Annotated in this window: 21 protein-coding genes; 17 read left to right on the top strand and 4 right to left on the bottom strand. The window is 28.7% G+C overall.

Annotated elements, in window-relative coordinates; genetic code table 11:
* The first annotated feature begins 222 nt into the window (after positions 1 to 222).
* From JK634_RS04035 to scpB, 3 genes are all read left to right on the top strand, one after another.
* A complete protein-coding gene (locus JK634_RS04035) occupies positions 223 to 726 on the top strand; it encodes an AAA family ATPase (RefSeq protein WP_202766338.1) in 504 nt (167 codons plus the stop codon).
* A gap of 104 nt (positions 727 to 830) precedes the next feature.
* Positions 831 to 1,583 carry a segregation/condensation protein A gene (locus tag JK634_RS04030; RefSeq protein WP_202766337.1) on the top strand — a complete coding sequence of 251 codons (753 nt, stop codon included), beginning with the start codon at positions 831 to 833 and terminating at the stop codon, positions 1,581 to 1,583.
* Positions 1,576 to 2,184: an SMC-Scp complex subunit ScpB gene (gene scpB, locus JK634_RS04025; RefSeq protein WP_202766336.1), complete on the top strand. Its 609-nt coding sequence runs from the start codon at positions 1,576 to 1,578 to the stop codon at positions 2,182 to 2,184. Before JK634_RS04030 ends, scpB begins: the two co-directional genes overlap by 8 nt.
* A 145-nt stretch (positions 2,185 to 2,329) precedes the next feature.
* On the opposite strand, the gene ytfJ is transcribed toward scpB, so the two are convergent.
* Positions 2,330 to 2,755 (bottom strand): GerW family sporulation protein, encoded by a 426-nt coding sequence (gene ytfJ, locus JK634_RS04020; protein WP_202766335.1) that lies wholly within the window; start codon positions 2,753 to 2,755, stop codon positions 2,330 to 2,332.
* On the bottom strand, positions 2,745 to 3,290 hold the full coding sequence (locus tag JK634_RS04015; protein ID WP_202766334.1) for a DUF2953 domain-containing protein: 546 nt from the start codon (positions 3,288 to 3,290) through the stop codon (positions 2,745 to 2,747). Before JK634_RS04015 ends, ytfJ begins: the two co-directional genes overlap by 11 nt.
* 112 nt (positions 3,291 to 3,402) lie before the next feature.
* Between JK634_RS04015 and JK634_RS04010 the strand changes: the two genes are divergently transcribed.
* From JK634_RS04010 to JK634_RS03990, 5 genes are all read left to right on the top strand, one after another.
* Positions 3,403 to 4,488, top strand: coding sequence for a D-alanyl-D-alanine carboxypeptidase family protein (locus JK634_RS04010; protein ID WP_202766333.1), 1,086 nt, complete (start codon positions 3,403 to 3,405; stop codon positions 4,486 to 4,488).
* Between the two features lie 292 nt (positions 4,489 to 4,780).
* Positions 4,781 to 5,803: a branched-chain amino acid aminotransferase gene (locus JK634_RS04005; RefSeq protein ID WP_202766604.1), complete on the top strand. Its 1,023-nt coding sequence runs from the start codon at positions 4,781 to 4,783 to the stop codon at positions 5,801 to 5,803.
* Positions 5,804 to 6,034: 231 nt separating this feature from the next.
* Positions 6,035 to 6,739 carry a hypothetical protein gene (locus tag JK634_RS04000; RefSeq protein ID WP_202766332.1) on the top strand — a complete coding sequence of 235 codons (705 nt, stop codon included), beginning with the start codon at positions 6,035 to 6,037 and terminating at the stop codon, positions 6,737 to 6,739.
* A 14-nt stretch (positions 6,740 to 6,753) separates the two neighbouring features.
* Positions 6,754 to 7,152, top strand: coding sequence for a metal-dependent hydrolase (locus JK634_RS03995; RefSeq protein WP_202766331.1), 399 nt, complete (start codon positions 6,754 to 6,756; stop codon positions 7,150 to 7,152).
* A gap of 107 nt (positions 7,153 to 7,259) precedes the next feature.
* The gene (locus JK634_RS03990) at positions 7,260 to 8,126 is read left to right on the top strand and encodes an oligosaccharide flippase family protein (RefSeq protein ID WP_202766330.1); all 867 of its coding nucleotides are present in this window, start codon (positions 7,260 to 7,262) and stop codon (positions 8,124 to 8,126) included.
* Positions 8,127 to 8,207: 81 nt separating this feature from the next.
* Here the strand turns inward: JK634_RS03990 and JK634_RS03985 are convergent, their stop codons facing one another.
* Positions 8,208 to 8,723, bottom strand: a complete 516-nt coding sequence (locus JK634_RS03985; RefSeq protein ID WP_202766329.1) for a hypothetical protein — start codon at positions 8,721 to 8,723, stop codon at positions 8,208 to 8,210.
* A 193-nt stretch (positions 8,724 to 8,916) separates the two neighbouring features.
* On the opposite strand from JK634_RS03985, the gene JK634_RS03980 reads away from it, so the two are divergent.
* The 7 genes from JK634_RS03980 (at position 8,917) to JK634_RS03950 (ending at position 14,712) form a co-directional block, all read left to right on the top strand.
* Positions 8,917 to 9,510: a hypothetical protein gene (locus JK634_RS03980; protein WP_202766328.1), complete on the top strand. Its 594-nt coding sequence runs from the start codon at positions 8,917 to 8,919 to the stop codon at positions 9,508 to 9,510.
* Between the two features lie 78 nt (positions 9,511 to 9,588).
* Positions 9,589 to 9,750: a hypothetical protein gene (locus tag JK634_RS03975; protein ID WP_202766327.1), complete on the top strand. Its 162-nt coding sequence runs from the start codon at positions 9,589 to 9,591 to the stop codon at positions 9,748 to 9,750.
* A gap of 386 nt (positions 9,751 to 10,136) precedes the next feature.
* Positions 10,137 to 10,682 (top strand): NADH peroxidase, encoded by a 546-nt coding sequence (locus JK634_RS03970; protein WP_202766326.1) that lies wholly within the window; start codon positions 10,137 to 10,139, stop codon positions 10,680 to 10,682.
* Between the two features lie 36 nt (positions 10,683 to 10,718).
* Positions 10,719 to 11,036: a DUF1540 domain-containing protein gene (locus tag JK634_RS03965; RefSeq protein ID WP_202766325.1), complete on the top strand. Its 318-nt coding sequence runs from the start codon at positions 10,719 to 10,721 to the stop codon at positions 11,034 to 11,036.
* A 188-nt stretch (positions 11,037 to 11,224) separates the two neighbouring features.
* Entirely contained in the window at positions 11,225 to 12,274 is a 1,050-nt protein-coding gene (locus JK634_RS03960) for an ROK family protein (protein WP_202766324.1), read from the top strand.
* A 45-nt stretch (positions 12,275 to 12,319) separates the two neighbouring features.
* A complete protein-coding gene (locus tag JK634_RS03955) occupies positions 12,320 to 13,534 on the top strand; it encodes a sugar efflux transporter (protein WP_202766323.1) in 1,215 nt (404 codons plus the stop codon).
* Positions 13,535 to 13,899: 365 nt separating this feature from the next.
* Complete coding sequence (locus tag JK634_RS03950; RefSeq protein WP_202766322.1) at positions 13,900 to 14,712, top strand: hypothetical protein; 813 nt, start codon at positions 13,900 to 13,902, stop codon at positions 14,710 to 14,712.
* Between the two features lie 163 nt (positions 14,713 to 14,875).
* On the opposite strand, the gene JK634_RS03945 is transcribed toward JK634_RS03950, so the two are convergent.
* Entirely contained in the window at positions 14,876 to 15,202 is a 327-nt protein-coding gene (locus JK634_RS03945) for a YopX family protein (protein WP_202766321.1), read from the bottom strand.
* Positions 15,203 to 15,551: 349 nt separating this feature from the next.
* Here JK634_RS03945 and JK634_RS03940 point away from each other — a divergent pair, with 349 nt between their 5' ends.
* Positions 15,552 to 17,762: an ATP-dependent nuclease gene (locus JK634_RS03940; RefSeq protein ID WP_202766320.1), complete on the top strand. Its 2,211-nt coding sequence runs from the start codon at positions 15,552 to 15,554 to the stop codon at positions 17,760 to 17,762.
* Entirely contained in the window at positions 17,744 to 19,681 is a 1,938-nt protein-coding gene (locus JK634_RS03935) for an ATP-dependent helicase (protein WP_202766319.1), read from the top strand. The genes JK634_RS03940 and JK634_RS03935 overlap by 19 nt, the downstream gene beginning before the upstream one ends.
* The last annotated feature ends 97 nt before the right edge of the window (positions 19,682 to 19,778 follow it).

The raw sequence follows: 19,778 nt of genomic DNA, 5'->3' as shown, positions 1-19,778 counted from the left end.
TTATGTCTCCTTTTGAAACTTATATATAGGGTTTTAAGTTCAACTAATAACTTATACATGCCTGAAAATGTCCAGAAGACGACATTTTCAAACAAGTATAAGTTAAGTTTCCTATCAAAAACCCTATAGAATCCATTTTAACTAATTAATAAGAGTTACTCAAGGAATATAGAGAATATGGTATAATTAAATTTAGGGAATTGATAATGGAGGGTAGGATATATGAAAAAGTTAGTAATTATTAATGGTGCAATGGGTATAGGCAAAACTACTACCTGTAGAGAATTATATAAAAGCTTAGATAATTCTGTATGGCTTGATGGTGATTGGTGCTGGATGATAAATCCATTTGTAGCTAATGAAGAAAATATAGAAATGGTACAAAAGAACATAAATTATATGTTAAATAGTTTTTTAAATAATTCTTCCATCGAATATATAGTATTTAATTGGGTAATTCATTTAGAAGAGATATTTGAAAGTATTTTAAAAAATCTCGATAATATAGAATATGAAGTTTACAAAATTACGCTTATGTGTTCTGAAGAAGGTTTAAGAAAAAGAATAGGAAAAGATGTAGAAAACAACTTAAGAGATGAAGACTGTATAAATAGAAGCCTAGACCGTCTTAAACTATATAAAGATATGAATACAATTAAGATTGATACAAGTGATCTTACTGTAAGTGAAACTGTAGAAAGAATTAAAGAGATTATAAATGCGTAAAAGATATCTATATTTAGTACCATTAAATTACATTCCTAATTGTTAAATAACTAATGAGATGGTATTATATAATATGTTCATAAATAATTTAGGAGAGATATTTAATGGAAGCTTTAAAAGTAAAAATTGCGGACTTTGAGGGTCCTTTTGATTTATTGCTCCATCTTATTAGAAAAAATAAGATGGACATATATAATATAAAGATTTTTGAAATAACAAATCAATACTTAGAGCATTTGCAAAGCATGAAGGAGATGGACTTAGAAATAACTTCAGAATTCATAGTTATTGCTGCTACATTGATAGAGATAAAATCAAAAATGCTCCTTCCTAAAGCAAAGGATGAAAATGAAGACGATCAAAATCCTAAATTATCTTTAGTTGAAAAGCTTGTTCAATATAGAAAGTTTAAAGCAGCAGCTGAGTACTTACGAGAAAAAAGCTTATATACAGGGATTGTTTTTTCAAAGAAACCTGAGATTATTCCTGAAGAAAAGTCAGATGTATCAAATGAAGATCTTCTTAAAAACGTTACGATGCTAAGCTTATATAAAATATATAATGAACTAATGGAAAGAGTAAGAAATAGAAAAAATGATGTTTCAGACTCAAATATGAGTAAAACCGTTCAACTTGATAGATATAGAATGGAAGATAAAATGACAGATTTAAGAAATTACATACTAGAAGGGAAAACATATTCCTTTGATGAGCTAATAAGTTCAAGTGAATGTAAAATGGAGACAGTAGTTATATTTCTAGCACTGCTTGAGTTGATTAAGGAAAAAGTTGTAAATGTATACCAGACAGGCAGTTTTGGTGAAATTCTTATTAAAAGGAGAATAGATAATGAGTAGTATTGACATAAATCAGTTTGAATTTAAGCAGGTTTCAAAAAAAGAAACTTTAAAGTCTATTATTGAGGCATTATTATTCACGGCTGGAGAGCCTTTACCAGCGAGAGATATTGCAAATATAATTGAATGCAGCTTAGATGAATGTGAACTTCTACTTAAGGAAATGGAAAAGGATTTTGAAGATGAAGTAAGAGGTATTAAGCTAATATCTATCCAAAATGCGTATCAATTTGTAACTAAGCCTCAATATAGTGATTACATACAAAAATTATTAAAGAAAAATATCAGACAATCTTTATCTCAAGCTTCTTTAGAAAGTTTAGCTATAATTGCATATAAGCAACCAATCACAAGAATCGATATTGATGATATAAGAGGTGTAAAGAGTGATTCAGCTCTTCAAAAGCTTCAGGAGAGAAACTTAATTAAAGAAGTAGGAAGATTAGATGTTCCAGGAAGACCAATTTTATATGGAACAACTGAAGAATTTTTAAGGGCTTTTGGACTACAAGATTTAAAGGAAATGCCATCTATAGATCTTTTTGTAGCAGCAGACGAGGAAGAAGAAGAAATTAAAGAAGAATTTGAAACTATGGAGTAAAAATAGGGTTTTAAGTTCAACTAATAACTTATTCGTGCCTGAAAATGTCCAGAAGCCGACATTTTCGAACAAGAATAAGTTAAGTTTCCTATAAAAAACCCTATATATAAGAGCATCATAAAAATTAATTTATGATGCTCTTATTTTATTCATTTTTAGGAGTTTCACTTGAATAACAATTGCTTTTTGGTTGTTTGTTCATACTTTCTTTTATAATTTCAATAATTTGAGGAATTGTATCAACGATTCTATCATAAGTATTATTTACATCTACAGGTAAGAGTCTAATAGAATTCTCTCTTAAGACCAAAAATGCTACAGGTTTAACAGATACTCCAGCACCTGAACCTCCACCAAATGGAAAATCTGAGGTTGTAGCTTTATTAGTTTTTTCAGCACCAAATTCACTTCCACCAGAAGCAAAACCAAAGCTTACTTTTGATATAGGTATTATGAAGCTACCATCGTTAGTTTGAACTGTATCACCTATTACTGTATTAACATCTATCATTTGAATTAGATTTTCCATGGTACATCTCATTAAGTTTTCAATTGGATGACTATTGTCCATATGCTTCCCTTAAAGGGGACACCTCCTTTTTAATATGTTTCATAATTTTAAAACCAATAATAGTTATTTTAACTAAATTTACATAAATTATTCCTTTAAATGAAAAATATAAATAAAAACTATTATTAAATATAGGTGTTATATTAATTTTGTAATTTGTAACTTTTAAAAATCTAATTAATTGACCATGAATTACATATGCTAGTGGTGTAATTAATCCATTTAATATTGCAGTTGGATAAGCATCAGATAAATCATAATCTATTTGGAGTCTATATTTTAATATAGGTTTAAAGGTTGATTTTTTTAAAGAATTAACTATATTTATATAATCTAGTTTATATTTTCTTGTGTCTTTCTTCTTTTCTTTTGTTTTTGGTTTTTCTTTTTTTATTAATGAAAAAATATCCTTATCCAAAATTAGTTTTTTATATAGAAATACTTTAATCTTAAATTCATCAATTTCAACTCTAAATTTAATTGGAATAGGAAATAATATTATAATTAGAAATAAAGTAAAAAGGGCATAAAACATATAATTCACCACCTAGGATTTAATAATTATTTTAACCAATTGTTCCATAATTATACATATAACGAATGAATTAAAATTTGTTTTATATGCAAAATATAAATGGGGTGATTATATGAAGTATAAAATAGGTTCATTTATATTAATATTTATGTTAGTTATACAGCAAAACGTATTTGCAAAAGTTAAACCTGCTGTAAAAGAAAAAGTAATGAGGGTAGATGCAAGAGCAGCAGTAGCTATTGATGGTAAAAGCGGGGCTGTATTATATGAAAAAAATGCACATAGTATTGTGCCTATGGCTAGTACAACTAAAATCATAACTTCCCTAGTAGCAATAAATAGGGGAAAGCTTGATGAAAAGGTAGTGATAAGTAAAAGTGCTGCTAATATTAAAGGCTCAACTGTTGGATATAGAGCAGGAGAACAAATTACACTTAGAGAATTGCTTTATGGGCTTATGTATAGATCAGGAAATGATGCAGCAATTGCTATTGCAGAGCATATTGGAGGAACCTTAGATAACTTCTATATATATATGAATGAATGTAGTAGAAATATTGGGCTAATTAATAGTTCATTTAATTCTCCGCATGGATTAGATACCGAAAATCATTATTCTACAGCATATGACTTAGCATTAGCAACAAGAAAGGCTATGGAGAATGAGGTATTCAGAGAAATTGTTGGAACTAAAGAAATTAAGAAAGATAAATATAACTTTACTAGAGATTACGTTAATATAAATAAGATTTTATTACTTATACCTGAAGCAAATGGTGTAAAGACTGGTTATACTGGTGGAGCAGGAAAATGCTTAGTTTCTTCAGTGAGATATGAAGATAGAGATATAATTATCGTAGTACTAAACTGTCCAAATAGATGGAACGAAACTAATGAAATTTATCAATATGTGAAAGCTAATTATAGTGAATGTAAAGATTTATTTAAAATAAGTATACCAAGTGAAAAACTAATAACTTCTGGATTATTAAATTTGCCTGAGGTTTCAATGGAAGTACCAAAGGAAGGAATTGATTCTGAAATTTATTTTATAAAGCCAAAAGAAAATATTTCAAAAGGTGACTATATTGGCTTTGTTAGGATAAAGAGTAAAAAGGATGGTAAGGAGATTTATAGAAAGAACCTATATTCAAATAGAAGCTTTAAAAAAGATAGTTTTAATGATTTAGTTAGTTAAATATTAAAATATATAGGGTTTTTTAAGTTCAACTAATAACTTATTCATGCCTGAAAATGTACAGAGGCCGACATATTCAAACAGGAATGAGTTAAGTTTTCTATAAAAAAACCCTATAAGACCTGTCTTCATAGGAAAAAATTTTCAAAAAGTTACTTCTATAAGTATAAATATTTAGATTTTTGTTGTAGAATGGTAAGTAAGTTAAGTTTGCTGAATGCATTTAATAAATGATTTTAAATGTACTCACTAGATTTCAATAATTTTTAAACTATAAGACAGGGGGTAATTTATTTTGAAAGAAGTAAATATTGATTGGCAGAACTTGGGGTTCGCTTACATGAAAACTGACTTCCGTTATATTTCTACTTGGAAAGACGGAAAATGGGATGAAGGAAACTTAGTAGAAGATAATATGCTAAGAATTAGTGAGGCTTCTACTGCACTACACTATGGACAACAATGCTTTGAAGGGCTAAAAGCATACAAAACTAAAGACGGTAAAATTCAACTTTTTAGAGCTGATGAAAATGCAAAAAGAATGAATAGAAGTTGTAGAAGATTACTTATGCCTGAAGTACCAGTAGAAAAGTTTATTGATGCTGTAAAGCAAGTTGTAAAGGCGAATGAAGCTTATGTTCCACCTTATGGAACAGGTGCAACTTTATATATAAGACCTTTTGTAATTGGTGTAGGAGATAATGTAGGTGTTAAACCAGCTCCAGAATACTTATTCTGTATTTTCTGTTTACCAGTTGGTCCATATTTTAAAGGAGGAATGACTCCAGTTAACTTTATGATTGCAGATTATGATAGAGCAGCTCCTTATGGAACTGGAGGAGAAAAAGTCGGAGGAAATTATGCTTCAAGTTTAATGCCTCATGAGATTGCTGCAAAGAAAGGATATGCAGATTGTGTATATTTAGATCCTGCAACTCATACAAAAATAGAAGAGGTTGGTTCAGCTAACTTTTTTGGTATTACAAAGGATAATAAATTTGTAACTCCTATATCACCTTCAATACTTCCAAGTATAACTAAGTATTCATTACTACATGTAGCAAAAGAATATCTAGGCTTAGAAACAGAAGAAAGAGATGTTTTTGTTGAAAATCTAGACGAGTTTAAGGAAGCTGGCGCATGTGGTACAGCAGCAGTTATAACTCCAATAGGTGGTATAGAATATAAAGATAAACTTCATGTATTCTATAGCGAAACTGAAGTAGGTCCAATAACTAAGAAATTATATGATACACTATATGGGATTCAAATAGGGGATGTTAAAGCACCAGAAGGTTGGATTTTTGAAGTGTAGAATTTTATAGACTTAAGAGAGATGATTTCTATTTTTTAGTAGAAGTCATCTTTTTTTTATATGCAAAAATCATATTACATCCCATGGTAAAACTCTTAATTGAAACTTCTAAGAGTTGAAGTGACATGTAAATTCTTTAATGCATTATATATATGAAGGTTATCTTATTAATGAATTTTTCCCAGTGCACAGTAAATACTATAATTATTAAATTATAAAGGTGTGTTTGATATGAAAAAGAGAATCTCGATAATAACAATATTACTATTATCTTTGTTTTTAGTAGGCTGCGGAACTGTAAAGTTGAATTCATTTACTAATATAAATAAAGATGGTTCAGGAGATTTCAAGTTTCAAGTATTATATGATAATGTTGTAGCCAGACTTCTTGGTAGAGATTTCATTAATGCTGATGAGATGAAAAAACTTGGATTTGAAACATCTAAGTATGTAAAAGATAATAACAATGTTGAGGAAGTAAGCATAAAGTTTAATAATTTAAATGATGTAAATAAGTTACTAGCAGATAAAAGATATGCTACCTTAAGTGTTAATGAAGCAAAAGGAGTTACAGAAAATCAAGTTACAATAAATCTTAGTGTTAATAGCTCACTTATAGATGATGCACTTAATCAAACTGGTGGAAGTAGTGCATATGATGCAACCTTAATTAACTATGTTAAAAACATAGAAATTACTAATCAAATAACCGTGCCAGGAAGAATTGTAAGTAGTAATGCTACAGATAAATCAGGAGATTATACAGCTATCTGGAAGTATAAATTAGGGCAAATAGATCAAAATACAAAAATAACTCTTACATATACTACTGATGGAATAGTTAAGAAAAATTATATTTTACCAATCACTATAGGAGTAGTTCTTGCAATTGCAATAATTGGTGCTATAATTTATAAGAGAAAAATTGCGAAATAAGAGGTAAATCAAACATGCTAAAGAAAACACATTTAGCTATGGGGATTGCCACTACAATAACTTTTATTACAACAGATAATATGCTAATAGCTCCAATAGCATTAGTAGGATCCATAGCACCAGATTGGGATGTATATCTTGGAATAAAGCATAGAACCTTAACTCATTCACTAATTGCATTATTAGGTAGTTCTTACTTACTATTTACATTTAATGAACAACTAGGTGTGCTTTGGGGAATTAATTATTTAACTCATTTATTACTAGATTCCTTAACAAAGACAGGGGTTCCATTATTATTTCCATTTCACAAAAAATATCAAGGACTTAAATTATTTAAAACTGGTGGAGCAGAGGATTTATTTATATCCTTAATACTAATTTATATAATTTTATCAGCGATAAGAAAGTAAAAAAAAGCTAGGAAAGTTCCTAGCTTTTTTATATTAAATATTATTATCAATTTTGAATTTTAATTCATAATAATAAATAGAACTAAATAAGTACTGGAGGAAATTTTTTGAGTAGAAAATATGTTTATGGCGATGGAGGATCATATGTTGAAGGGAATACACTATACGGAAGAAATGGCGAATATATAGGGTATGTTAGTGATAGTGAAAAGAATTATGATGATGTATTGCGTGATCGCATAAACAATTATGATCAAAGACAAGAAGAACAAAATAACTACTATCAAAAAGATTATACTGCGAATAATAATGAAGTATCAGAAGATAATTCAGAAAGTCAAACATATTATAATTACTCCTATGGTGAGCCATTTATTAACCCATATGATGATTCTTCTAATTCAGAAAATGCTAATAGTATGAAGCAAACCAATTCAATAGATTATGAAAATATTAAAAAAGCTAATAGTAAATATATGAGGAATGAAAGCCAATCTAAAAGGTCTTTACCAAGTTATACATCAGTATCTTTAATCCTATCAATACTTACTATTTTTTTTCTATATATTTTAGAGAAAATACTAGATAAAGATATTATGCCAGATCCATCTATTAATGTGGATGTTATATTTTCATATAGTTTTATTGTTGTATTTGTATTTGGAGTATTATCGTTTATAAGATGGATTTTTATCAAGAGTAATACAAGAAAGTCTTTTCTTTCATTGATCTTTTCAAGTTTTATTCAAGGTATAGTTTTGACAGTTTTTCTGTTAGCAATATTTGTTACACTACAAGATAACAATATCACTATTCCATATCTGAGTGGGTATTTTAGTAAATTAATGGTTACCATACTTCAATTATCAAATGGTCAAAATTCAAGTACATTAATAAAGTTGCTTATATCCTTTACTCCAGGTTGGGCATTCTTTTTTATTGTAGGAGTTATTAAGCAACGTGGATTTTTATAGTGCATTATCTTAGCTAGGGAGAACCCTAGCTTTTTTATATTAAATATTATTATCAATTTTGAGTTTTAATTCATAGTTAAACTATTTCTTTGGACCTAAAGTATTTTCCAACTTATTAAGTTCATTCATCGTATCCTTATCATCTGGATTTATAGATAATTTATATAGATAATCACTTAATAATTTTGATTGTTGTATTATATACTCTTTATTTTCATCATTCTTCCATATATCACATAAGGAACCTATTGTAACAATTAAACCTGGATTACTTCTACTATATGGAGTGAACACAAATAATTGTGATGCACACTCAAGTTTTGATATAGCTTCATAATAATTAAAATTTTTACTCTTATCAGTTGTATAGTTACCTGCAAATAAACCACTTGCCAGTTTTAAGTCCTCAATAAATTGGCCATTCGTATAGGTTTGTTGCCAAGTATGATCATCTGATAATTTTTTATATTTAATTGCACCAATAACTAATGTAATTAAAAGTATGACAGTAAGAATTTTAAAAGCATTTCTTTTTAATATAAAAACTCCCCCTTTATATATAATTGTATAACAAGATATGCATAAAATGTATTTCACTTATTATACCATTTTCTTACAAAAATGAATATATATATCTATATCATCACAACTCATTCTTTGAATTTTTCTTAAAATATGTCTATATCTATACAGAAACTAATATAAATAAGATAAGTTATTAAAAAAAGCAAACTTCAATCCTTCGTACCAATGAATTTAAAGTTGATTTACTTTTGATGGGGAGATTAGTATGAGAGAATGGGGTGGATGGATGTTTAATAGGATAATCAAGAAATTAACTAAAATTGTTGAGAAAAAAGTTGAGGTTAATATTTTTGTCTTATTATCATTATTTCTTGTAGCGGTGTTAGTGGGTTCTATGATTACTAAACATAACTATAGCGTGTGGGAGTTTATTCGAAATCAACGAGGTAATATGATAATTGGAATATCAACAGGTCTTATTTCAGGATTAATACTAACTGATTATTTTAGAAAAATAGATAAAGATATAGAGATGCAAAAGCTATTAAACGAAGTGGTAATGGATTTAATCAGTATTAGATATTCTTTGTCTGATGGATTTAAAGGTTCAAATTATGAAAAACTAATGGATATAATAAAATACAATAGAAGGTTTTTTTATGGTGAACTGAAGAAATATAAATTAGATCCAGAGATGAAAAAACTAATCAATATTGCAAGTGAAGTTCCTTCAGATATACACCAAGCATTATTAATGCATAAAAGCTTAAAAGAAGACTATGTTAAGAAAACAGAAATAAAGTTATTTAGCCTAGCTGGAGCTATAAGGTTTTATCCCAATTGTAAATATGAGCCTTAGGGCTCTTTTTATATTTCATGAGATAAATTCAATTAAAATAATAAATAAGTATGGTTTAAAAGATAAGAAGTTTTTATTTTGAGTGGTAAAACTATTAGTAAAAAAAAACAACCATTATGGTTGCAAAAAAAGCAATGTAGTCATCAAGAAGTAAATTACTTCTCACCCAATAAATTTGCCCCTGGGACAAGCACCTCAAGAATTGAGGAAAAGTATGGATGGCAGGGGAAAGCTTCATAAGCTTACTAAATAAGTAAGACATGTGACCACCTTCTTTCATTCATTGCTAAGAAAATATTAACATAAATTAACACAAATTTCAATTAGAAAGATTTATATACGTAAATGAAGCTAGAAGAATTTATAATTTTTTAAGGTTATTGCTAGCTTTTTAGAAATCATGTTAAGTGCAAAAAGCTTCATAAACTTACTAAATAATAAATAGTTTTTGTTTAATAGGAGATAATAGTAATCAAGGTTTTATATACCTATAATATAGGGTTTTAAGTTTAACTAATAACTTATTCATGCCTGAAAATGTCCAGAAGCCGACATTTTCAAACAAGAATAAATTAAGTTTCCTATAAAAAACCCTATTACTAATTACTGTTATGGAGGAATTTTGAATGAAGAGATTTATTTGTACTGTATGTGGTTATGTCCATGAAGGAAACACACCACCAGAAATTTGTCCTATTTGTAAAGCCGGTTCTGACAAATTTAAAGAAATGACCGATGAATTAAACTTTGCTGATGAACATAGAATTGGTGTTGCAGATGGCTGCGATGATGAATTACTAGAAGGATTAAGAGCTAATTTCATGGGTGAATGCACAGAAGTTGGAATGTATTTGGCAATGTCTCGCCAAGCCGATCGTGAAGGTTATCCTGAAGTGGCAGAAGCTTATAAGAGAATTGCATGGGAAGAAGCAGAGCATGCCTCTAAGTTTGCTGAACTTTTAGGGGAAGTTGTGGTTGCGGATACTAAATCTAACTTATCAGCAAGAGTTGAAGCTGAATATGGTGCCTGTGAAGGTAAAAAGAAGCTTGCAACTATAGCTAAACAAAATAATTTAGATGCAATACATGATACAGTTCATGAAATGTGTAAAGATGAAGCAAGACATGGGAGAGCTTTTAAAGGCTTGCTTGACAGATACTTCAGCAAATAAAAATATTCTTAAATTTATATAAAGGAGTGTATCTTTATGCAAAAAATTAATTGTAGTGTTACAAGTTGTTCACATAATAAAACTGGAGTTTGTTATTCAAACAGAGTTGATATTGGAGGTGTTACTGCATCTACTGAGAGCGGAACTGTATGTGGTTCATTTTTAAATAGATATGAATACAGCGATTTAACTAATAATACTAATGCTTCTGGACCATGTGATGCGCTTACATGCAATGTTGTAAGTTGTAATCATAATGAAAACAAACTTTGCAATTTAGACTCAATAAAAGTAGAGGGAACTGAAGCTCATATTTACACTGAAACTGAGTGTTCCAGCTTTGATGTTAAGTAAAGGTGTATGTTTATATCATATTTTTTGAAATACTATACATATATAATAAGCACCATGATTACCTAGACACTTTTATATTAATATAGAAAATTATTACATATTGTATACGAAATGGTACTATGATAAACTTATTACATAAACTTTATAAAGGTTGTGTAATAAGTTTTTTTGTATTCTGGAGGAACAAAATGAGGGAGATTTCAGGAAGACCTAATATTTTAAAAAGATTAAATAGCGATTTGATAAAAAATACCTTAAAAGAATTAGGTTCGGCAACTAAGGCTGAACTTGCTAAAGAAACAGGTATAAGTCTTACAACTGTTGGACTTATATTAAGTTCACTTGTAACTGAAGGTGAGGTTTTAAATCAAGGATATGATGAATCCAGTGGCGGACGAAGAGCGGAGCGTTATACTATAAATGTTAATCATACACTTGTGGCAGCTCTTTGTGTGGAAGAAAAATATATATATTTTGCAGTAGGAAATGCCACTGGAGATATATTTGAAGAGAGCAGGGTTGAGATTGAGGAACCTAAATATACTGAAGCTGTAGAAGAACTCATTGATTCCTTGCTTGCAAGATTCAAGTCAATAAAATGTATTGGTATTGGAGTACCCTCAGCTGTAGATAATGGAAGATTATTTACAGGGATGAAACTTAAGGAATGGCATAGCTTTAATATTAAGGCTCATCTTGAAGATAAATATAACCTGCGTATTATAGTGGAAAATGATCTTAATGCAATTGCTACAGGCTTTGCTCATAATAGACTTAAAGAAGCTGAAATTACTACTTCATATGCTTTAAACATGGTTTATATTAATTTTACTACCACTGGAATAGGTGCAGGTATTATTACAAATGGCATGCTTGTAAGAGGTTTTTCTCATTACGCTGGAGAAGTTGCTTTTCTTCAACTTGGTAATGGCAAAACCCTTTACGAAGTAGCTTGGGGAGAACATACTGATGAGGAATATGCAGATGCCATTGCTACGGCCATTGCCAATATAAACTGTATAATAAATCCTGAGTATGTCGTTATTGGAGGAGAAGGCTTTGAGTTCAATAATCTTGAGTTAATTGAAAGCTATTGTTCTCGATATATACCGGAAAATATTAGACCAGAAATTATACATGTAGAGGATCCTCTAAAGGATTATATTGCAGGAGTAATGTATATTACAATTGAGGAAATGAATTCTGGAATCAAATTAGTTACAACAAAAAGGTTATAAAATTAAAATAGAAATTGTTATGTTTTACTTAAGGGGGAATGGGAATTGTTTAAAAAATCAAAAAATTTGTTTGGAATCCAAGGATATATGTTACTAACCATCTGTATGTTACTAATGGGTGTAGGAGTCTCTGTTACAATGCCATATTTGTCATTATATTGTACAGAAGAGCTTGGAATGAGCGCGGGATCCTTTGGCGTTTTTATGGCGTTTAGTTCAATAAGTGGAGTTATTGTAAATTCCTTTATAGCTAAACGTTCAGATAGTGGAATGGATCGGAAAAGAGTCATTATTTTGGCTATGCTTTCATCTGCTCTAGGTTATACTTCATTTTTAATATTTCATAATTTCTTTATATTAATTATAACCGTAACTCTATTTAATGGGTTAGGGGCAGCCTCAATGCCACAAATTTTTGCTTACGCACAGGAATCTGCCAATGAAAGTAAGTCGGATAATAAGACCTTTGCTATGTCTGCATTACGCTCTCTTTTCTCTCTTGGATTTTTAATAGGTCCATTAGTAGGAGCTTTGATTTTTAGTGGTATTGGATATAAGGGACTATTTTTAGGAACGATTTTTGTTTTTATAATTATTTCAGTTATTGTATTGTTGTTTTTGAAAAATAGAAAGGCTTCTCAAAATAACAATAGTAGGGGAGATAATACAGAATCTTCCTTATTAAAAAATAAGAAGATAATGAAGCCATTTATTGCGCTTACGATTTTATTTGGGTTGAATGCTATTAATGGAATCAATACACCTCTATTTATTGTAAATAGTCTTCATGGTTCTATTGAAAACGTTGGACTGGTAGCTAGTATTTCTGCAGGCTTGGAAATACCAATAATGCTTGCATTAGGAGCTATAGCAAAGAAAATATCAAACCATAAACTTATGATTTACAGCTGTTTTGTCTCATTAGCCTATTATGGTGTATTAAGTATATCTACACAACCTTGGCAGATTATCGCAGCACAGATACTTCAGGCAACTACTGTGGCTGTAGTATTTGGAAATGGATTAGGATATTTTGCAGAATTATTGCCTCATTCACCGGGATTATCAGCAACAATGTATTCAAATGGTTCTACTATCGGAAGGCTTATAGGAACTCTTGGAGGAGGTATGGTTGCACAATTTGCAGGATATCGTAATGTTAATTTGGTGTGCTTGGGAGTTGTGGTTATCTCACTAATTATCCTATTGAGAACAGAAGTAAATATTGAGGTGGAAGCACCTGTAGGACAAGATATATAAGCTTATAAGAAAATATTTTTTGTAAGCAAATACATTAAAAAATTTAGTATATGTGAAGGTGAACTGTACCATAAGTAACGGAGGTTTTTAGCCCTAACCATTTAATTTCTTGGTTAAGGCTATTTTTTTATAGATAAAATGTCGTATCTTAAGTTATTATCTGATATGGTAGCTTGTAAAAAAAATACTTTTTTGTGATATAATTTTATTTATGGTTAACGAAAAAACTAATCTAAAGCATCTATTATATTTGCAGATGGTGTTGATTATGTAATTAAAGTAAAACCTGATTTAGTAAATAAAGTAGAAAATGATAATATATAAGTGTTAATTTAGATGTTAAATGAAAGGTAGGAGTAGGGACTATGGATAAATGGGAGCTTTCACGATATTTAATAGATGCAAAAAAGTCTGTAGATACAATACTGTATTTATATAAATATGGAGATAAGGTTTCTATGATTAATATTAGAGAAAAAGTAAGAGAGACGAGAAGAAAGTTTTATATTAATGGATGTATAGTTTTGGATAAATGTTTTCATAAGACGAAAAAACAAATATGTGAGAACGAAATTATTAAGTCCATTTATTATGAAAGAGACAAAGATGCTGCTCATAAAGATGACAAGTATATGAAAAAACAGTATAGCACATTAATGGAAATGGCAGAAGATATGAAAATACAAGTACAGATTATTAGGGAAGCTTGTAAAGATTTCTTACCAGATAACTTGACTTTAGATTTTCTAGTATTTGATAGTGAATTGTTTAGATTGGCTAATGGAGTTGACAAGGAAATGGAAACAAGAATTTGGAATGCAAAATTTCCATCTAAAAATTCGTGTAAAGATGTTGTAGAGGGGGAGTGTTTTAATGTGTTTTCTGATACAGAGGATATTAAGCAAATAGCGGAGGATGAAAAAAAGAAATATGCAACAGTACTAAGTTGTGGGATATGTATGGAAGAGACAATGCAACGCTTACAAGATGGTTGTATAAAAACAAATGTCTTACATAAACAAGATATGTGGGCATCAATCAATCAAGAAAGTTTAAATAAAATATTTAGATTAAGAGAACTTGGTTTTATAGATAAATTCGATTTGCCTAGAGAACCAAGGAATAAGAGGGAAGAAAAAGCGTTTATTAAAATTCTTGAGAAAGAAAGATTATTGTAAAATGAGTAAGGATTCTTGGATATAAACCTATAATTTATGGCAACTATGTAATTAAAGACTTTCAGTTATTTTACTAACCTCATTTGCTAAATTTGGCTGGTAAATAGGAAGGTATTATATATTTTCTAAAATAAACTCACGATAATCCTACCGTGAGTTTATTTTAATACCTAAGTCCTTCAAATCTATTTCCAACAATTCTATTTTCACAATACTTATTAAATAGATAAATTGCATTAATTCCATTATCTATCCACCAACTACCATCATAAAATTTAACTTCACCAGTAAAGTTTATATCTTCACTACTTAATATTTTTGATGTTTGATATACTATATCCCCTTCATAGATGTTATCACCATTAATATCACTTAGTTCTGTATATTGCATAAATATTAAGTAATCCCTTTCTAGTAAGTCTGTTTTTACATTTTGGCACATATGATTAGAATTTTTATGCCACGCTCTAAACTTAATTTGCCTACTCATACTTACTACACCCTTTCAACTTATTGATTAAGCTTATCTAATATGACTCTTTCTTTATTCTTATGTATATACAAAATTAATATAAAAAAATACATTAATAATAGATTTATTCTTAATAATACTTTTAATGTGAATTTAATATGTTAGCTTTTATTATTATTGGAGTTATACTTAAAAACATGTAAAATTAGCAAAATTATAAGTATGGAATTGAACCATTTGTTAAAATTATTAAAAATTGAAAAATATAGATTAATATGTAAAAAAGCTGTATAATAGTATTCGTTCAAGAAACATAGACTTAATATTTTGTCAATAAGTATTAGATTATATATAAAGGATGAAGAGTATGAAAATAACTAATATACAAGTAAAAAATTTTAGATTATTAAAAAACCTAAAGTTAGATTTAGAAGAGATACTGTCTATTATTATCGGTAAGAATAACTGTGGCAAGACATCGTTACTTTCCATCTTAAATAGATTTATAGGGGACAAGTCGTCGAGCAATTGTTTTACATATGATGATTTTAATATTGAATTCAAAAAGCAATTATATAGTTGTATAGAAGACGAGAATAAAGTATGGGAAAGGGATGAAGGAATCTCGCTATTAATTATCATTGAATACAGCGATAGGGATAATCTCGCGAACATTAGCGATTTGATGCTTGACCTCAATCCAGACAATAAGAAAGTGGTATTAAAGTTTGAATATTTACTTAATATTGATGATTTTAACAAAATGAAGGAAAAATTTGAGGAATACGAGACTAAATATGATGCATTATCAGTAGATAGATTAGCCTGCTTTGAAAGCTTTATAAAGTCAAATTATAAGAATTTTTTTAAGATAAAAAAGAAGGCAGTTCAATTTAATAATGATACTCAAGATGTTAACTTAAATGAATTTATAGACTTAGATAAAAAGAAAGTAGATATAAGTAAAATAATAAATTTTAAATATATTTCAGCCCATAGAGCTATATCTAATATTGACAATGATGGAACATTATCAAATTTATCATCGAAATATTATGAGAAGACGGAGATAAACGATTCGCAGAATAAAGCGATAGAAAAATTTGAAAATACTTTAATAGAGACGGATTCAAAACTATCAATTGTATATGATGATTTATTTAAAGATGTAGTTCAAAAGGTTAAAAGATTTGGAGGAATGAAAAAGGATGAAACTGTTATCAAGGTTATTTCATCTTTGCAAAGGCGAGAATTATTAAAAGGTAATACTACTGTTGTGTATGACGATAACTGTCATAGCCTGCCTGAAAGTTATAACGGATTAGGATATCTAAATTTGATAAGCATGATTTTTGAAATAGAAACATTATTAAGTGATTTCAGAAGAGATAATAGAAAGGAAATAAAACCGGCAGATATTAATTTACTGTTTATAGAAGAACCAGAGGCACACACTCATCCTCAGATGCAATATATTTTTATAAAAAATATAAAGGGTATATTAGAAGAGGGTAGTGATGGGAGTAATGGTAATAAAAGTTTTCAATTACAGACAATTATAACAACACATTCTGCACATATTGTTTCTGAATGTGAGTTTGATGATATTAAGTATTTTAAGAAGAATAATATAAATAGCATAGAATCAAAAAATTTAAAATTACTTGAAATTGAATATGGAAAAGAAAAAGAGATTGGAAAAGCTCATTTCAAGTTTTTAAAACAATACTTAACATTAAATAGGTCTGAGATTTTTTTTGCTGATAAAGCTATTTTTATTGAGGGGGATACCGAAAGAATATTAGTACCAGCAATGATGAAAAAAATTGATGAGGTTGATACTAATGCTGAATCAGTACCGCTATTATCACAAAATATATCAATTGTAGAAGTAGGGAATTACTCTCAAATATTTGATAAATTCATTGCATTTATTGGTATTAAGTCGTTGATCATTACAGATATTGACTCATTTAAGTTTATTGATGATAAGGATAGCAATGGGGTCGTTAAAAAAAATAAGGATGGCATCAATAAGCAAAAAGTAGAAGCAGCTCCTGTAGAAGATAGTACAAATACGAGTAATGGGGCATTAAAGCATTACTATGGAAAAGAAATAGAAAACTACTTAAAGAAAGCTGGAACAAAAGAAATTAACTATTTTAAAAATTTAGATATTAAGGATAAAACATTATCTAAGAAAAGTGATAATTGGAAAAGCTCATCAGATGGATTTTTGATGCTTGTTTATCAAGTAGCAGAAGCTAATGAAGATGGAGACAATTATAACGCAAGAAGCTTTGAAGATGCCTTTTTCCATATAAATAGGAAACTAGTAATAGATAATAAAGATAACTTTAATAGCTTAAAAAACATTAGTTATTTTGATGAAAAACTAAGTTCAGGCGAGAAGTATAAGTATAATAGCTATACCCTTGCTGAAAAGTGTATACAGAGTAAACCATCTTTTGCTATGGATGTCTTGCTCAACAGTGAAAGTAATGATATATCGAGTTATTCAAATTGGAAAATACCTAAGTATATTGAGGATGGATTATTATGGTTAAAGGGAAATTAGAACCTGAAGTATTAGAAGTAATCGAATATATTAAAGAAAAGAAAAATTTTTTGCTTAGCGGTGGAGCTGGCAGTGGAAAGACTTATTCACTAGTACAAATTATCAAAGAAGCAATTAATCTAAATCCTACTTCAAAAATAGTATGTATCACATATACAAATGCAGCTGTAAAAGAAATTGAGCAAAGAATTTCTTCTAAAAACTTAGCTGTATCTACAATTCATGATTTTTTATGGAGTACAATTAGTCCGTATCAAAAAGATATGAAAGAATCATTAATAGAACTTATTAACAGTCCATCTTCTAAAATAAAGAATCCAAATGGTGACGCTTATTACACTAATGACTTTGAAAATGGTATCCAATATAAGGAATATGTAAGAATAAAAAATGGAGAAATATCACATGACGAGGTATTGATACTAGCAAATTATATGTATAAGAAATATCCAAAACTTTGTGACATAGTAAAAGATAAATATCAGTATATATTTGTTGATGAGTATCAGGATACATCTCCATTGGTAATAGAGATACTACTAGAATTTCTACAGAAATACAACCGTAGGAATGTAATAGGTTTATTTGGAGACTTAATGCAAGCTATATATGATGGTGGAGTTGGAAATGTTAATGAGTATATAGATAGTGGAATAATAAATGAAGTAAAGAAAGAACAGAATAGACGAAATCCTAGAAGTGTTATTAATTTATCAAATAAAATTCGTATTGATAACCTTATTCAAAAGCCATCATGTGATATGGATGCTCCTAATATGAAAGATGGATTAATTAAAGATGGAGACATAAAGTTTGTGTATTCATATAAGGCTGATATAAATAAGTTATATAATTCGAGTTATTGCAATACATGGGATTTTACCAATTCTAGTGAGACAAAAGAACTAAGGTTGACACATAATTTAATTGCTGGGCAAGCTGGGTTCTCTGAATTGATGGAGATATATGATTCTGACCCAATTATTAAATTTAAAGATGAGATTGTTAAAAAAATTAGAGATAATAATATATCTATTAACGTAGAAGATACATTTGATGATATTGTAAATCAAATAAATCTAACGTATAAGATTGGAGAAAATAAAGGACGTTCAAAAAAGGATATAAAGTTAGAGGACAATCTATTTAGAGAACTATATGATATTGTAAAAGAGTGGCCATTTAGTAAAGTATCAAGAATTTATTTTAATAAAGATAATTTAATAGATGATAAAAAAGAAGATTATACTGAAGAAATTATAAGAGAGCCTAGAAGAGATAGAATAATTCAACATCTATTTAAAATACAAAACTTATTGCATTTATATGAAAATAATCAATATAATGATTTTCTAAGAATTACATCATATAAGATAAATTCAGTTGCTGATAAAGCAAGAATTAAAGATATTATTGATAAATTTAGCGGATTGGAAAATGATACGATTGAATCAGTGATTAAGCATGCTGATGAACAAAACCTTTGCAAGATTGACGATACGCTTGAACAAACTATAAAATCTAATGAATATTTGTATGAGAGGGTTAAAAAGGTTAAATACAAAGTATTTAAAGAGTTATATTATTATTTAGAAGGTTATGTACCGTTATCAACACAACATAAGATAAAAGGAAATGAGTTTAATAATGTATTAGTTATTCTTGATAATGGGGGATGGTCAAATTATAACTTTGAATATCTATTTAATCCAGACATGGTTAAAAGCCTAAATAAAAGTAAGGAAAAAAACTTTCCGGTTATTTTAGAAAGGACAAAAAAACTTTTTTATGTTTGCTGTACAAGAGCTAAGGAGAATCTAGTTGTATATTATCCAAGCCCAGATGATAAAGTACTCACAAATGCTATAATGTATTTTGGAAAGGAAAATGTAGTTGACTTGGATAACGAAGCCAATTAATTTAATAATGAATTTTAAAGGTCATGCTTAGCATTCGCCAATAAAATTGATATTTATGTCAACTTAATAAACTATTTAAGTAAGGAAGAAGGGTTAT

It is taken from the genome of Clostridium paridis, from assembly GCF_016765615.1.
In the GTDB taxonomy this organism is placed as follows: domain Bacteria; phylum Bacillota; class Clostridia; order Clostridiales; family Clostridiaceae; genus Clostridium_T; species Clostridium_T paridis.
Note: the sequence above shows the minus strand (reverse complement) of the source record. Positions and strands in the feature narration are given on the sequence as shown.

Excerpts from the sequence above, each read along its gene's own strand:
- JK634_RS04035 (WP_202766338.1), top strand. The coding sequence starts at position 223 with ATGAAAAAGTTAGTAATTATTAATGGTGCAATGGGTATAGGCAAAACT.
- JK634_RS04030 (WP_202766337.1), top strand. The coding sequence starts at position 831 with ATGGAAGCTTTAAAAGTAAAAATTGCGGACTTTGAGGGTCCTTTTGAT.
- scpB (WP_202766336.1), top strand. The coding sequence starts at position 1,576 with ATGAGTAGTATTGACATAAATCAGTTTGAATTTAAGCAGGTTTCAAAA.
- ytfJ (WP_202766335.1), bottom strand. The coding sequence starts at position 2,755 with ATGGACAATAGTCATCCAATTGAAAACTTAATGAGATGTACCATGGAA.
- JK634_RS04015 (WP_202766334.1), bottom strand. The coding sequence starts at position 3,290 with ATGTTTTATGCCCTTTTTACTTTATTTCTAATTATAATATTATTTCCT.
- JK634_RS04010 (WP_202766333.1), top strand. The coding sequence starts at position 3,403 with ATGAAGTATAAAATAGGTTCATTTATATTAATATTTATGTTAGTTATA.
- JK634_RS04000 (WP_202766332.1), top strand. The coding sequence starts at position 6,035 with ATGAAAAAGAGAATCTCGATAATAACAATATTACTATTATCTTTGTTT.
- JK634_RS03995 (WP_202766331.1), top strand. The coding sequence starts at position 6,754 with ATGCTAAAGAAAACACATTTAGCTATGGGGATTGCCACTACAATAACT.
- JK634_RS03980 (WP_202766328.1), top strand. The coding sequence starts at position 8,917 with ATGAGAGAATGGGGTGGATGGATGTTTAATAGGATAATCAAGAAATTA.
- JK634_RS03970 (WP_202766326.1), top strand. The coding sequence starts at position 10,137 with ATGAAGAGATTTATTTGTACTGTATGTGGTTATGTCCATGAAGGAAAC.
- JK634_RS03965 (WP_202766325.1), top strand. The coding sequence starts at position 10,719 with ATGCAAAAAATTAATTGTAGTGTTACAAGTTGTTCACATAATAAAACT.
- JK634_RS03960 (WP_202766324.1), top strand. The coding sequence starts at position 11,225 with ATGAGGGAGATTTCAGGAAGACCTAATATTTTAAAAAGATTAAATAGC.
- JK634_RS03950 (WP_202766322.1), top strand. The coding sequence starts at position 13,900 with ATGGATAAATGGGAGCTTTCACGATATTTAATAGATGCAAAAAAGTCT.
- JK634_RS03945 (WP_202766321.1), bottom strand. The coding sequence starts at position 15,202 with ATGAGTAGGCAAATTAAGTTTAGAGCGTGGCATAAAAATTCTAATCAT.
- JK634_RS03940 (WP_202766320.1), top strand. The coding sequence starts at position 15,552 with ATGAAAATAACTAATATACAAGTAAAAAATTTTAGATTATTAAAAAAC.
- JK634_RS03935 (WP_202766319.1), top strand. The coding sequence starts at position 17,744 with ATGGTTAAAGGGAAATTAGAACCTGAAGTATTAGAAGTAATCGAATAT.